At 61.2% G+C, this 13433-nt stretch carries 14 protein-coding genes and 1 pseudogene; 4 read left to right on the top strand and 11 right to left on the bottom strand.

Features of this window, described 5'->3' with window-relative positions:
- Positions 1-13 precede the first annotated feature (13 nt).
- A complete protein-coding gene (locus BLU35_RS25650; protein ID WP_093235025.1) occupies positions 14-1240 on the top strand; it encodes a bifunctional alpha/beta hydrolase/OsmC family protein in 1227 nt (408 codons plus the stop codon).
- A gap of 131 nt (positions 1241-1371) precedes the next feature.
- Here BLU35_RS25650 and BLU35_RS25645 read toward each other — a convergent pair whose 3' ends face one another.
- The 11 genes and pseudogenes from BLU35_RS25645 to BLU35_RS25600 all read right to left on the bottom strand — a co-directional run bounded on the left by BLU35_RS25645 (position 1372) and on the right by BLU35_RS25600 (position 11797).
- Positions 1372-1902 (bottom strand): isochorismatase family protein, encoded by a 531-nt coding sequence (locus BLU35_RS25645; protein ID WP_286161624.1) that lies wholly within the window; start codon positions 1900-1902, stop codon positions 1372-1374.
- A 194-nt stretch (positions 1903-2096) separates the two neighbouring features.
- Positions 2097-2236: pseudogene (locus BLU35_RS36875) on the bottom strand (LysR family transcriptional regulator); the annotation flags it as partial.
- A gap of 18 nt (positions 2237-2254) precedes the next feature.
- Positions 2255-2998 carry an amino acid ABC transporter ATP-binding protein gene (locus BLU35_RS25640; RefSeq protein WP_093235024.1) on the bottom strand — a complete coding sequence of 248 codons (744 nt, stop codon included), beginning with the start codon at positions 2996-2998 and terminating at the stop codon, positions 2255-2257.
- The gene (locus BLU35_RS25635; RefSeq protein WP_057249870.1) at positions 2995-3969 is read right to left on the bottom strand and encodes an amino acid ABC transporter permease; all 975 of its coding nucleotides are present in this window, start codon (positions 3967-3969) and stop codon (positions 2995-2997) included. The genes BLU35_RS25640 and BLU35_RS25635 overlap by 4 nt, the downstream gene beginning before the upstream one ends.
- A 58-nt stretch (positions 3970-4027) precedes the next feature.
- Positions 4028-4858, bottom strand: coding sequence for a transporter substrate-binding domain-containing protein (locus BLU35_RS25630; RefSeq protein ID WP_093235023.1), 831 nt, complete (start codon positions 4856-4858; stop codon positions 4028-4030).
- 139 nt (positions 4859-4997) lie between these two features.
- Positions 4998-5387, bottom strand: coding sequence for a carboxymuconolactone decarboxylase family protein (locus BLU35_RS25625; protein WP_093235022.1), 390 nt, complete (start codon positions 5385-5387; stop codon positions 4998-5000).
- Positions 5380-6189 (bottom strand): alpha/beta fold hydrolase, encoded by an 810-nt coding sequence (locus BLU35_RS25620; RefSeq protein ID WP_176907440.1) that lies wholly within the window; start codon positions 6187-6189, stop codon positions 5380-5382. Before BLU35_RS25620 ends, BLU35_RS25625 begins: the two co-directional genes overlap by 8 nt.
- Positions 6190-6191: 2 nt before the next feature.
- Positions 6192-7268, bottom strand: a complete 1077-nt coding sequence (locus tag BLU35_RS25615) for an LLM class flavin-dependent oxidoreductase (RefSeq protein ID WP_093235020.1) — start codon at positions 7266-7268, stop codon at positions 6192-6194.
- Between the two features lie 34 nt (positions 7269-7302).
- Entirely contained in the window at positions 7303-8817 is a 1515-nt protein-coding gene (locus tag BLU35_RS25610) for an aldehyde dehydrogenase (RefSeq protein ID WP_093235019.1), read from the bottom strand.
- Between the two features lies 1 nt (position 8818).
- Positions 8819-9814: a flavin reductase gene (locus BLU35_RS25605; RefSeq protein WP_093235018.1), complete on the bottom strand. Its 996-nt coding sequence runs from the start codon at positions 9812-9814 to the stop codon at positions 8819-8821.
- A gap of 180 nt (positions 9815-9994) precedes the next feature.
- Positions 9995-11797, bottom strand: coding sequence for a helix-turn-helix domain-containing protein (locus BLU35_RS25600; protein WP_093235017.1), 1803 nt, complete (start codon positions 11795-11797; stop codon positions 9995-9997).
- 170 nt (positions 11798-11967) lie between these two features.
- On the opposite strand from BLU35_RS25600, the gene BLU35_RS25595 reads away from it, so the two are divergent.
- The 3 genes from BLU35_RS25595 to BLU35_RS25585 form a co-directional block, all read left to right on the top strand.
- Positions 11968-12570 carry an amino acid synthesis family protein gene (locus BLU35_RS25595; RefSeq protein WP_093235016.1) on the top strand — a complete coding sequence of 201 codons (603 nt, stop codon included), beginning with the start codon at positions 11968-11970 and terminating at the stop codon, positions 12568-12570.
- Positions 12571-12605: 35 nt separating this feature from the next.
- Positions 12606-13103, top strand: coding sequence for an Lrp/AsnC family transcriptional regulator (locus tag BLU35_RS25590; protein ID WP_093235015.1), 498 nt, complete (start codon positions 12606-12608; stop codon positions 13101-13103).
- A gap of 58 nt (positions 13104-13161) precedes the next feature.
- Positions 13162-13433 (top strand): transposase (locus tag BLU35_RS25585; RefSeq protein ID WP_143032994.1); only part of this gene is annotated, 272 nt, incomplete at its 3' end.

Raw genomic sequence — 13433 nt, 5'->3', positions numbered from 1 at the left:
AAGGAACATCGCCATGAATTTCAACACTCAACGACTTGAATTTGCTGGACATTCCGGTGCAACCCTCGGCGCTCGTCTCGATCTTCCCAACGGTCCCGTGCGGGCCTACGCGATTTTCGTCCACTGCTTCACCTGCTCCAAGGATCTGGCAGCGGCGCGTCACATCGCGGCCGAACTTGCGCGTGAAGGGATCGCGGTCCTCCGCTTTGATTTTACAGGTTTGGGATCGAGCGAAGGGGAATTCGCCTCAACCAATTTCTCCTCCAACGTTGCCGACCTGCTTTCGGCTGCAGACTATCTGCGCCGACACTTCGAGGCACCGTCACTGTTAATCGGCCATTCCCTCGGCGGTGCCGCAGTTCTCGCCGTCGCCAGAGACATTCCAGAGGTCCGCGCGGTGGCAACGATCGGGGCGCCGGCCGATGTCGGCCATGTCCTGAAGAATTTCGGGACGAGCCTCAAGGACATCGAGGATAGCGGTGCCGCCGAGGTAGATCTTGCCGGGCGCAAGTTCCTGATCAGAAAACAATTCGTCGAAGACGCCCGCGCGCATCGCGTCCTGGATGCTGCCGCGACGCTGAAAAAGCCCCTTCTCATTCTTCATGCCCCGCTGGATCAAACGGTCGGTATCGAGAATGCGAGCGACATCTTCCACGCGGCAAAACACCCCAAGAGCTTTGTCTCGCTGGACAAGGCCGACCATCTGCTAACCGATCCTGCCGACGCCGCCTTCGCCGCCCGGATCATTGCGGAATGGCTGGGCCGCTATCTCGTGGCTGACCCGCCACAGGGCGCGAGACCGATGGAACAGGTTCGCGTGATGGAAACGGGGGAAGGCAAATTTCAGAACTCGGTCCAGGCCGGTAGCCACCGCCTTTTTGCCGACGAGCCACAAAGTGCAGGCGGGCTGGATTCCGGTCCATCGCCCTATGACTTCCTCTCGATCGGACTCGCGGCTTGCACCTCGATGACGCTGCGTCTTTACGCCGACCACAAGAAGCTGGCGCTGGGGCGCATCAAGGTGGAAGTCTCGCATTCCAAGATCCACGCGAGGGATTGCGAAGAATGCGCTGCATCCGAACGCGCCGATGGCGGAAAAATCGACCGGTTCGAGCGGGTCATATCGGTCGACAGCGAGATCTCGGATGAGGTTCGCGCCAAAATCGCCGAAATCGCCGACAAATGCCCAGTCCATCGAACGCTGGAAGGGATAGCCAAGATAGAGACGGCCGTGAGATAATTCCGAGGTCTCGCCCATCGAACCGGTCCCGAACGCCCACGCAAGGTACGGGGTCATCGGCCGACGAGGCGGGAATCACGCCAAGCATGGACATCGTTTGCACTAGAGGCGAAGGCGAAATCAGCGGCGATCTAAACAATGGTGGCCCGTGTGGCGAAGCTCGTCCGGAAAAATGCGTCGTGCGCAACTGTGTCGGGATCAAAACAGCAGTCACGGACGATGTAGATTTTATAATCTGCATCGCTTGACCACCCGACGCTGGAGAAGAGCACGCCGCTGGTCGCTATCCCGGCCATGACCAACGTCTTGATGCCTTTTGCCTGCAGGTCTTGGTGCAAAGTGGTGCCATGAAATACGTTGGCGCGCGGACATGCGTATCGCCAGTCGCCTTCGGCTATATCGAGCCCAGTTACGGGCGCCGGGTCACGAAAGAAACCTGTCTTCATGATGTTGCTGATCAACATGTTGTTTTCACAGGGCGACCTATAGTCGATCGCGAAATTCGCGAAGATCGTCGGGTTTTCAGTGTCACGCCACCGCGCAATCAGTGAATTGGTGCGATCGAGCAAATCCGTTGGAACATCGTTTGCCAGGATCGAAAAGACGTCGGCCTGATAGTGCATGATCAACAAAGCCGCATCGGCGACGTCCAAATCATCCATATACGACACTGCTGCCCTCCCGCTTTTCCGCCCGCTCGCTTCGAAGTAACCAGGTGGCCGAATTCGCAAATCACCGAATGGCCCTCGCCTCATTCAACGTCGACGCGGCGTATCGTGTCAATCACGGCGGCGGGCGATCGGGTTAGCGCCAACAGCATTCGGCAACAGGTCGATCCGCCCCAAGACGAGTACGGTTAGGCGGCGGAACCGACAGCTAGTGGCGTACATCCTCCCCTAACCGGCCGCGCCAGCGACCGGACAATGTCGATGATGTCGTCTCCCGATGCGATCGAGTCGTCCGTGCTCCAGGCGCCCCCAAGCCGATCTTGAAGTCTGAAGACGAGATACCTTGTTAGTGCTTCAGGATCTGGCTGAGGAACAGTTTCGTCCGCTCGTGCCTGGGATTGGTGAAAAATTCGTCCGGGCTTGCTTCCTCAACTATCTGTCCGAAGTTCATGAAGATCACACGGTCGGCGACCGCCCGCGCAAACCCCATCTCGTGCGTGACGCAGACCATCGTCATGCCGTCCTTCGCCAGATTTGTCATGGTGTCCAGAACCTCCGACACCATCTCCGGATCGAGCGCGGATGTCGGCTCGTCAAACAGCATCACTGCCGGCTGCATGCAGAGCGAGCGCGCAATCGCGACGCGTTGCTGTTGTCCGCCAGAAAGCTGGACGGGGAACTTGTTGGCCTGTTCCGGAATTCGTACCCGCTCCAGGAATGTGAGCGCTCTTGCCCTCGCCTCTGCTTCCGATACGCCGTTGATCCACATCGGCCCGACCATGCAGTTCATCAGCACGGTCATATGCGGAAACAGATTGAAGTGCTGGAACACCATTCCAACATTGCGCCGCACGTCCGAGACATTGCGCATCTTGGTATGCAGGTTGATGCCGTTGACGACGATCTCCCCTTCCTGGTGCGCCTCCAGGCGATTGAAGCAACGGATCAACGTGGATTTTCCGGAGCCGGACGGGCCGCATATGACGATGCGCTCGCCTTTGCGAACCGTCAGGTTGATATCCGTCAGCACCTGGAAGGCGCCGTACCATTTGGAAACGTTCCTGGCGTCAATGATGGTCTCGGCACTCATCTGACCTTGCTCCTGGCATAGTGACGTTCGATGCGGGACTGGATCAACTCGAGAGCGATGGACAGGGTCCAGTAGAGCATGGCGGCGGATATGAGCATTTCCATGTGCTGGAATGTCTTCTGACCCAGTGTGCGGGCAAGAAACATCAGTTCCCAGACACCGATGACGGAGACCAGCGAGCTATCCTTCAGCATCGAGATGAACTGGTTGCCGGTCGGCGGGATGATGACCGGCAGCGCCTGTGGCAGAATGACCTTGCGCATCGTCAGCCCGAAGCCGAAGCCGATGGAGCGTGATGCCTCCCACTGGCCGCGATCGATGCTCTGGATGCCGGAGCGGAAGATCTCCGTCATGTATGCGCCGTAGCAGAGCGAAAGTGCCAGAATGCCGGCCGGCACCGCGTCGATGATGAAGCCGAGTTGCGGCAGGCCGAGATAGATCAGATAAACCTGCATCAAAAGCGGCAGGCCGCGAAAGAAGGACGTGTAGAAGCTGGCAATCGCATAGGCGAAGCCGTTGCTCGAGAGCTTGGCCACAGCGCCGAGAATGGCGATCGCCGATGCGATCACAATCGAGATCGCTGAAACGTAGACCGTCGTCACCAGCCCCTGCGTGATGAGGAACGGTAATTTCTCCTCGATAAATGGCAGGCTGAGATTGAAGGTCTGGAAGAAGGCGAGGAACAGCGCGAGCAACTCAAGCCAGACGACGGCGATCTGGACTCTAAGGCTCGCAAAACCGATCAGGACGATGTTGAGGCAGAAGAGCACTGCCACGACGAAGGCGGTCGCAAAACGGCCATAGAACCCACTTTCGAGCGGCTCGCCGATCACCGGGCGCATCAGTTCGCCCATCGTCGTGCCGGTCAGGCCGAAGGCCGTGAAGGCAATGAGAACGGTGGCGAAAATGCTGGCCACGAACCACGGCTTGTGGACGAGTATTTCGGACTCGACAGTATCCGGATAAAGCATCTTTGGTCCCTTTGGACAAAAGGCGGTCCGGTCTCCCGGACCGCCAGATATGGGTGCCTTACTTCACGATGGTGTAGTCGACGCCGTACCATTTCTCCGAGAGCGTGCTCAGCGTGCCGTCGCCCTGCATCGCCTTGATCACTTCGGCGATCTTGTCGCTCAGTTCCTTGTCCCCCTGTTCGATGGCGACAGCGAGCGGCTCGTAGAAGACCGGGTCGCCAACCTGTTTGATCGGATAACCGGCCTTGATCGCGTCGCGGATGCTGGGCAGCGACGACACGACGGCATCGAGGCGAACACCGTCACCAAGGCGCAGGTCGTCGAAGGCGGTCGTCGAGTTGGCGTAGGACTTCACTTCCTTCGGCTTGAACGTGTATTCGAACGCAGGGGCGCCGGCGGCATCGAGTGTCAGATCCTGTTTGGCGTAGGCTTCGAAGGTCGATGTCGCCGTGGCGCCGACAACCTTGCCGTCCAGATCGATCAAACCGACCGTAGGGCTGTCCTTGTGAACGGCCACGGCGGCCGGGGTGTAATAGTAAACCGCCGGGAAATCGAAGACCTTGGCGCGTTCCTTGGTCGGCGTCATCGAGCCGACATGCATGTCCCAACGTCCCTGCCAGTTGCCGGCCGTGATGATGTCCCAACCGGGCGTGACGAACTCGACGCCAACACCCAGCCGCTTGGCAATTTCCTTGGCGACATCGACGTCGAAGCCGTCCATCTCGTTCTTCTCGTTCATGAAGGATTGCGGCGCCCAGTTGGCGTCGGTCGCGACCTTCAGCGTCTTTGCATCAAGCACGTGGTCGAGCACGGCACCGGCGTGCGCCGGAACGGTCGCGAGCGACAGGGCAAGCGATGCGGCCGCGGTGAGTTTTGCGAATGTGTTCATGCTGTCGTTCCCTTTTGTCGTTCTGTTTTTGACAGGGTCCTCTTCCTGCCATCGGGTTGATCTTGAGGTCTCAGGCGGCCTTCCGTCTTCCGGCGATACGGGGTAGCGCGGAGCTGCCCTCTCCTAGAAACCGTGGAAGTTAGCGCTCTCCTTTCTGGGCCATCTCGTCGCAGACGCTCCGCGCAACGCGGAAGGCTTCGACGCCCGCGGGAATGCCGCAGTAGATCGCGATCTGGACGAGTGCCGCGCGTAGCTCCTCGTCGGTCAAACCGTTGCGGATCGCCCCACGAAAATGGATGCCGAACTCATGCATTCGGTTGAGCGCCGCAAGCATTCCGAGGTTGAGCAGGCTGCGGCTCTTCAGATCGAGGCCCTCATCCGTCCAGACGGTGCCCCAGCAATATTCGTTCAACAGATCCTGGAACGGACGCGAGAAGGCATCGCTGTTGCCGACCGCGCGATCGACATAGTCGTCGCCGAGCACTCTACGCCGAACAGCCTCTCCCCTTGCCTGCAAAGCCTCATCCATCAACCGTCTCCCCCTGGCACAAAAACTCGCCCATCAGCGATGCAACGACGTCTGGCGCCTCGATGAGGATGGAGTGGCGCAGGCCCGGCAGGATGCGGAGGTGCGAACCGGGAATGCGCTCGTGCATGTAGCGCGCCATACGTGGGTTGGAGCCGGCATCGTCCTCGCCGGTTGCGATCAGCGTCGGGCAACGGATCTGGTCGAGAAAGCCGCCGAAATCCGTTTCCGCCAGCACGCGATAAGCGGCCGCGTAGCAGTCGGGATCGTTTTCGGCGTCCCGTGCCCTTAGCCTTTCGACCACGTCCGGGTGGCGCGCCTGGAACTCTTCCGTCAGCCAGCGCGACAGCGAGGCGTTGTGGTGATCGGCAGGCGTGCCGGCCCTGAGTGCGGCCAGGCGATCGAGAACCCGCTCACGCTCGGCCGGTGTGCGGCCGGCGACCGTCGACAAAAGCGCCAGCCGGCGCAGACGGCCAAGATGGGTCAGAGCGAGACGCTGGGCGATCAACCCACCCAGCGAAAAACCCGCAAGATGGAAGGTGGGAAAACCCGCCGCGTCGGCGAGAGCCAGCGTCTCGTTGACGAAATCATCGATCTCGTACCGGCCCTTGACCCGGCTGGATCGGCCATGCCCGCGAAGGTCGAATGTCAGGATCGTGAACCGATCCTTCAGGCGTTCGACCACGCCCGACCATGCCTCGAGATAGGAGCCGACGCCGTGGATGCAGACGAGCGGCTCGCCGTCACCCTCAATGCGGTAGTTGAGCGTCACCTCTCCAATGGTATGGCGCTGAGCCCCTGCCATCGTCAGCCACCCACCGCAACGCGCTTCTGTTCCATCTCACGGGCGGCGAAGAAGGGCATGATTTCCCTGACGAACAATTCCAGCGTCCGCTTCTGCAGCTCGAACGGCAGGTTGAAGGTCAGGCCCAGGCAGTACTGGTCCACGCCGGCGGCCTCATAGACCAGTAGCTTCTCGATCGCTTCGTCCGGCGTGCCGAACATCAGGTTCTTGCGGATGTTTTCCGGGTTGTAGTTGTCTTTGCCCTTGACCGCCTCATAGGGCACAGCCTCGGGGAACCCCTCGCGCACGGTTCCGATGTTCTGCATGAGGTTTTCGAAGGCGCGGCCGTAATCCATGCTGTGTTTGACGGCGCGCTCCCAGCCATCCGGCCGGTCGTAGACGCAGGTGCGGCGCTGCATCATGAAGCGCGGACGCCGTACTTCGGGATGATCGGCAACGGCCTTATGAAACTTCTCGGAAAGCACGTGGATCTCGGCCTGCGGAGCGGAGAGCGGTGTCGACAGGATGCTGGCGCCGTTCGCGATCGCCCAGTCGAAAGTGCCGGGGTCGCGCGCCGCCACCCAGATCGGCGGATGAGGCTGCTGCAGCGGCTTCGGTACGGCCGCCGTGATCGGGAAATTCCAGTATTGCCCCTCATGGGCATAGTCGCCGGACCAGAGCTTCTTCACGGCCGGCACGATTTCCTTCATGTAGGCCACACCCTCCTGCTGCGGCATGCCGCCTGCCATGCGGTCGAACTCGTATTGGTAGGAGCCGCGCGCGATGCCGAACTCCAGGCGCCCGTTGGTCAGGTGATCGCAGAGCGCCGACTCGCCGGCGAGCCGGATCGGGTTCCAATAGGGCGCGACCAAGGTGGAGGTACCCAGCCGGATGCGATCCGTGTGCTGGGCAAGCCAGACCAGCGTCTGGAACGGATTGGGAGAGATCGTGCATTCCAGCGTGTGGTGCTCGGCAGTCCACAGCGTCTCGAAGCCGCCTTCGTCGGCAAGCCGCGCGAGCTGCAGCAGGTTGCTCTTCACCTGCTCCATCAGAATATCGGGAGAGAAGCGTTCCATCGTGAGGGAGACTGCGAACTTCATGTTTTCTGCCTTTCCTGTTCCCGTTCTTTTGCTGTCATTTCAGGCGGATGACGAAGGGGTCCTGCATCGCGCCGGAGTAGTCGACGATGACGTTCTTCAATCGCGAGAACTCGTGCATGACCTCGAAGCCGCCGCGCCGGCCGTATCCGCTTTCCTTGAATCCGCCGTTGGCGGACATGAAAGAGGCGGAGCGGTAGGTGTTGATCCAGACGGTCCCCGCATCGATCCGGTTGGCGAACCGCAGCGCCCGATCGATGTCCTTGGTCCAGATGCCGGAGGCCAGGCCGTAGCGCGTGTCATTGGCGAGCCGGATCATCTCTTCCTCGTCGCGAAACGGCATGACGCCGACCACCGGGCCGAAGAGTTCGTCGCGCATGAAGGCCATGTCGTTATCGGCGTCGAGCATCACAGTCGGTTCGAAGTACCAGCCCCCTGACGAAAGCCCTTGCCGCTGCGGCCGCCGCCCGCCGGCGGCGATCCGCGCCCCTTCCTTGATGCCGGAGGCCACGTAGGATTCGACCTTTGAAAGCTGATCAGCGAGCGCGAGCGGACCGATGTCGGTGTCGTCGGCCGTCGGGAGGCCGACGCGGATGCGTTCAGTCCTCGCGACGAGCGCCTCAATGAAGCGATCGTAGATGCGCGCTTCGACGAAACTGCGCGATCCGGCAACGCAGGTCTGGCCAGCGGCTGCAAAGACACCGGAGACGACACCGTTGACCGCATGTTCGATATCGACATCGCCAAAGACGACGTGAGGCGACTTGCCGCCGAGTTCCATCGAGCAAGGGACAAGGTTCTCAGCGGCGTTGCCGGCGATGCGGCGGCCCGTGGCCGTGCTACCGGTAAAGACATATTTCGCAACACCGGGATGACGTGTCAGCGCCTCACCGGCACTCTGGCCGGTACCGGTCACGACATTGACGACGCCGGCGGGAAAGCCCGCCTCGTGGATCAGCTCCGCGAGCGCCAACGTCGAGGCGGTCGCGTGTTCCGAAGGCTTGATGACGACCGTATTGCCGATTGCAAGGCAAGGCGCCAGCGTGCCGGTCAGAAGCATCAGCGGCGAATTCCACGGCGTGATCATGCCGACGACGCCCAAGGGTTCGCGCAAATTGAAGTTCAGCGTATCGAGACGATTGATCGGGATCGTCTCGCCCTGCAACTTGTCGGCCATGCCCGCGAAATAGTGGTAGCTGTCGGGCATGGAGCGCATCTGCGCCCGAGTTTCCTTCAGCAGCTTGCCATTGTCGCGCGTCTCGATTTCCGCGAGCGTATCGGCGTTGGCGCGAACGAGCTCGGCAAGCCGGCGCATCAGCGCGCCGCGATCGGTCTGCGTCATGCGGCGCCAGGCCGGATCGCGAAAGGCGGCATTAGCAGCGGCCACGGCAGCCTCGACATCGTCCGCGTCAGCTTCGGCAAGATGATACCAGGGCTCGCCCGTCGTCGGGTCGAAACTGGCGATGTAATTGCCGTCCTTCGGCGCCACGAATTGCCCGCCGATGAACAGGAGCTGGCGCGAACCTTCAATGGAACTGACCGTCGTCTTCATATCATTGTCCTTGGTCTTGGGAGGTCTGAAGCCAGGTACGGGCTTCGCCGTCGATCATCGCGATACGGCCACCGTCGTCGGAATCCATGTAGATGCCGAAGCGGCCCGCCTGCCTCTCGCGTACGTAGCGCCGCAACATGGATCGCAGTTCGTGCGTCGCGATCGCATCGTCGGGAAGATCGTCGAGCGGGAAGAAGCGCAGATCGGCTGGCAGCCTGGTGCCGGCGCCGCCCTCGCCCGCCAGCCGGGCGCGATAGACGAGATAGCCCGGGTCGCTGTCTGCGACATCGAAGACCGAATAGAGGAAGGTCTCGTCCGGGACGAGCCGCAGCGCGTCGCCACCGTCGATGACGAGCTGGCTGTCCGCCTTGCGTCGCCGCGCAGAAGGCAATACCCAGCCGCCCTTGCCGTCCGAACGCAGAAGCAGGCCGTCACCCGCTTCGATCAGATAGCCGATGATCATGCCATGCGACGCGAGCCAACCATTCGGCAACGGGTCTTTGACGCTGGCATAGTGGCCGCGACAAAAACCGAGCGGTGCGGTCGGGCTGGTGCCAAAGGCCCGGACCTGACCGATCAGGATCGCATGATCTCCGGCATCAACGGTGTTGAAAGTCGTGCAGTCGAACCAGGTCAGGCTGTCGGTCAGGACTGGCGCGCCCGTGTGAATGTGATCGTGGGTTACCGACTGGAACTTGTCCGGGGATTTTGAGGCAAAGGTTCCGGAGACGTCGACCTGTCCTTCATGGAGGATGTTGACCGCAAAACACCCCGCATTGGTGAAGGCAGGATAGCTCGAAGCCGACTTCGCAACGCAGACCAGAAGCAGCGGAGGATCGAGCGAAACCGACGTGAAGGAGTTCGCTGTCATTCCACGTGGGGTGCCGTCTTCGTCGCGCGTGGTGATGACGGTGACACCGGTCACGAACGTGCCGAAGGCGCGGCGAAGCGCAATCGGATCAATCGCCACGTGCGTCGATGCTGCTGTCTCAACCATGCGCTTCTTGCCTCCTCACCATCAGGTTGATTGGAGGCTAATGCCGTCACGGCGGTCGTTCTTCCGTCGCTTCACAGGAGTGGGCGAAGAACTTCTGCATCGAACCCTAGGAGGCGATTGAAGGCCACGAAAAGGGGTGGCGACGTGGGCGCAAGACGGCTCCCGACGGACGAGGAAAATCTAGCTGCGGAGGGTGGAACGGTTGTCGATGACACCGTGCAGGCGGATCGCGAGTTCGACGGCAAAGCGCTTTTCCGGCGTTTCGACATCCACGCCAAACAGCTCCTGGATGCGCGCCAGCCGATAGCGCAGCGTCGTCACATGCAGGCCCATCGCGTCGGCACAAGCCTGGCTGCGACACCCCTCCTGCAAGTAGATCGACAGCGTTTCGAGGTAGGGGGTTCCGTTGTCCCGGTCGTGATCGGCGATCGCCCCAACACTCTCGTGCACGAAACCGCGCACGTCGCCGGCCTCGCAGGCAGCGACCAGCATCGGTAGCGGGCCGAAATCCTGCGCAGAGACCGCGCCAGTCAGACCAAAGGAGCGGCCGATGCGGATCATTCGGGCGCAGCGTTCCCAGGCCTGCGGATAATCCGACAGGGCGGCACACCGGTTGCTGGCGACGACGATCGGTGCCTCGTCGAAGTAACGGCCGAGTTCCTCGGCGATACGGCGCGCGAGCTTTGTCGTGCGCTCCTGCCGCTTACCCGTATCGTGGGGAACGAGGCAGACGACGCCGCCCTCGACGGCAATCAGGTTCGCCTGAACGGATGCCTGCTGCATGACACGCGACAGCGTGTGCTCCACATCGACGGAAGCGCCGCCAAATGCCTTCGTCTTATCCGGAAAATCGACGACGATCATCTGCTGAGGCACGGAAAAACTCAGGCCGAGCCGCTGGGCGCGCTGGGCAACATCGCCGGCATTGCGCCACCGCGCCTCCACGATCTCGAAGAAGAGCTCGGTCTGCGTCCTGGTCTCGAAGCGAAACCGGATGAAGCTTCGCATCATCTGCACGCTCAGCGCAAACTTGGCGCTGTCGAGCATCAGGAGATCGAGATCGCTGAACTCGCGCGTCGTCGGGAAGATGATGAGCGCCCCGACCAGTTGATTGTCGACCATCAGCGCTTCGACACGGGCCGTTATCTTGGACCGTTGCGTGCCGTCATCGAGGTAGAGGTTCACGGCATCGGTCGTCCCGCGCTCGACAGCGTCTCGGGCGGCCTTCATCAGCGGCCGGCTAAGAACGGTGGAAGCCGCCTCGTGCCAACTGGCCTCGTCGTAGAGTGCGTTCGGCGGCCGGCCGGCGACAACCTGATTGGCGGTGAAATCAACGACCACCGTCGGATTCGGCAGCATCGTGCCGACCATGGCCGAAAGTGGTGCGACCGACCCATCGCTCAACACATGTTCCAGAAGCGAGGTATGTGCCTCCAGGGCGCGCTCCAGCCGCTGCGCCGACCGCTTCTCCGCCTCGAGACGATGTTCCCGTTCGACGGCGATGGCACCGAGGTGGATGATCGTGCCGAGAAAGGCGAGATCGTCTTCCGACACCTCGGCGACCTCGCGAGCAATGACGCTCAGCACCATCGGTCGGCCCTCAGCATCCCTGCAGTTCATCGGCATGACGAGCACCGTACGATAGTCGCGCTCGAAAGCCTCCTTCCGATAACCTGGAAACTCGGCGGATTCGCGTGCGTCACGGATGTAGACGGGCTCGTTTCGCTGCAGCGCGATCAGGGAAGGGCTTGTCGCCAGCTCCCATTTGTCGGGCAGTCGCCGTTCGATCAGTGTCGGATCGTAGCGCACGATGACATGGGCGTAACCATGCGCCGCGTCGATGCCCATGATCGACCCCAGAGACCAGTTCGCATGGCGACAGGCGGCCGCAATGAGATGCTGCAGCGCCGTCTGAAGATCGCCACCGCTGTTGATCTGACTGGCGACGTCGCGGAGCGCCAGTATCTGGGACTTCTGATCCAAATCGTCTCGCCTCTTGACATCTATCAACTAACCATGCGCGCGGCGAAGGCCAAAGTCTACTCCGTTTCCGTGAAGCCGCAGCGCACATCTTCCGACGAAATGTAGGAAGCGCCGCTCGACGATCCCGCTAGGGTGCGAAGCAATCCCAACAAACAGCAACGGCGCATCCCATGACGATCGACATTCGAAAAATCTGCACTTTCCTCGAAGAAACGCTGGTGGAGGGCGGCAAGGCGGCGCCGCGTCCCGTCAATATCGTCGTGGTCGCGGCAGTGATCCAGAATCCCTGGGCAGGCCGCGGCTTTGTCGAAAACCTCAGGCCGGAGATTATCCGCATTGCAAGCGAGCTCAGCCGCGAGATGACGGACCGACTGCTGCGCCAAATGGAGCCGGAACGGATCGAAGCTTGCGGCAAGGCGGCGGCCGTCGGCATCGCCGGTGAAATCGAACATGCTTCGGCGATGATCCACACGCTGCGTTTCGGCACTCCATTTCGCGAGGCGGTCGGCGGCACCAACTACCTGGAATTCGCCAACACCCGCAATGCGCCGGGTGCGCTGCTGTCACTGCCGATGATGCACAAGAGCGAGAGCGGCAAACGATCGCATTTTCTCACTTCCAACTTCCAGATCGCCGACGCCCCGGGGCCGGACGAAATCATCGTCGCGATCGGCGCCTCCGACAGCGGCCGTGCCCATGCCCGCATTGCCGACCGGTTCCAGGACATCGCCGAAATGGACGCAGAAAAGGCTGCATTGCTCAGCAAGGCTTGATAAGAGCAGACAAACGAGTTGCGCGGGAGTTTGCCATGAAGCTTGATGCGATCGACCTGCGCATTCTCGATGCAATCCAGCGGGATGGACGCATCACCAAACTTGCGCTCGCCGAAAAGGCGGGCCTTTCGCCCACGCCCTGCTGGATGCGGCTGCGCAAGCTGGAAAAGGCCGGCATCATCAGCGGCTACCATGCACATGTGGCATTGCGGCGTGTCGCGCCGGTTGCAAGCGTGATGGTCGAGCTGACGCTCGCCAACCACCGCCAAGCGGACTTCGACCGGTTCGAACGAGCCGTCCGCGATATTCCGGAAATCGTCTGCTGTTGGTCGGTCGGCGGCGGCGTCGACAACATCCTGAAAATTGTCGCCGCCGATATCGACGCCTATCAGCGCCTGATCGACATGCTTCTCGATAGGGAGCTCGGCATCGCGCGTTACTTCACCTACATCGTCACCAAGACCGTCAAGGAAGAAGCGGTGCTTCCCGTGTCTTTGCTTATGGCGGAAGAGGCCTACAGCGTAAACTCATAAAATTTCTTGGCATTTATCGGCCGCCGTGATTCAAGGCTTCGAAATAGGGAAGCATTTGATGACGCGTCGTCGTTACGAACTGACTGACCACGAATGGTCGATCATATCGCCGTTGTTGCCCAACAAGCCACGCGGCGTTGCCCGCGTTGATGATCGGCGGGTCCTGAATGGCATCCTCTGGCGGTTTCGAACGGGCTCGCCTTGGGCGGAAGTTCCGGAACGCTATGGCCCGCCGACGACCTGTTACAACCGCTTCGTCCGCTGGCGCAAAGCCGGGGTATGGGATCGGCTTCTTGAAGCGGTGTCCAAGGCCTACGATGGCGACATCGT

The organism is Sinorhizobium sp. NFACC03 (assembly GCF_900103435.1).
Lineage (GTDB): Bacteria > Pseudomonadota > Alphaproteobacteria > Rhizobiales > Rhizobiaceae > Ensifer.
The sequence above is the reverse complement of the archived record's forward strand: the minus strand, read 5'-3'. Positions and strand labels throughout refer to the sequence as shown.

Excerpts from the sequence above, each read along its gene's own strand:
- BLU35_RS25650 (WP_093235025.1), top strand. The coding sequence starts at position 14 with ATGAATTTCAACACTCAACGACTTGAATTTGCTGGACATTCCGGTGCA.
- BLU35_RS25645 (WP_286161624.1), bottom strand. The coding sequence starts at position 1,902 with ATGGATGATTTGGACGTCGCCGATGCGGCTTTGTTGATCATGCACTAT.
- BLU35_RS25640 (WP_093235024.1), bottom strand. The coding sequence starts at position 2,998 with ATGAGTGCCGAGACCATCATTGACGCCAGGAACGTTTCCAAATGGTAC.
- BLU35_RS25635 (WP_057249870.1), bottom strand. The coding sequence starts at position 3,969 with ATGCTTTATCCGGATACTGTCGAGTCCGAAATACTCGTCCACAAGCCG.
- BLU35_RS25630 (WP_093235023.1), bottom strand. The coding sequence starts at position 4,858 with ATGAACACATTCGCAAAACTCACCGCGGCCGCATCGCTTGCCCTGTCG.
- BLU35_RS25625 (WP_093235022.1), bottom strand. The coding sequence starts at position 5,387 with ATGGATGAGGCTTTGCAGGCAAGGGGAGAGGCTGTTCGGCGTAGAGTG.
- BLU35_RS25620 (WP_176907440.1), bottom strand. The coding sequence starts at position 6,189 with ATGGCAGGGGCTCAGCGCCATACCATTGGAGAGGTGACGCTCAACTAC.
- BLU35_RS25615 (WP_093235020.1), bottom strand. The coding sequence starts at position 7,268 with ATGAAGTTCGCAGTCTCCCTCACGATGGAACGCTTCTCTCCCGATATT.
- BLU35_RS25610 (WP_093235019.1), bottom strand. The coding sequence starts at position 8,817 with ATGAAGACGACGGTCAGTTCCATTGAAGGTTCGCGCCAGCTCCTGTTC.
- BLU35_RS25605 (WP_093235018.1), bottom strand. The coding sequence starts at position 9,814 with ATGGTTGAGACAGCAGCATCGACGCACGTGGCGATTGATCCGATTGCG.
- BLU35_RS25595 (WP_093235016.1), top strand. The coding sequence starts at position 11,968 with ATGACGATCGACATTCGAAAAATCTGCACTTTCCTCGAAGAAACGCTG.
- BLU35_RS25590 (WP_093235015.1), top strand. The coding sequence starts at position 12,606 with ATGAAGCTTGATGCGATCGACCTGCGCATTCTCGATGCAATCCAGCGG.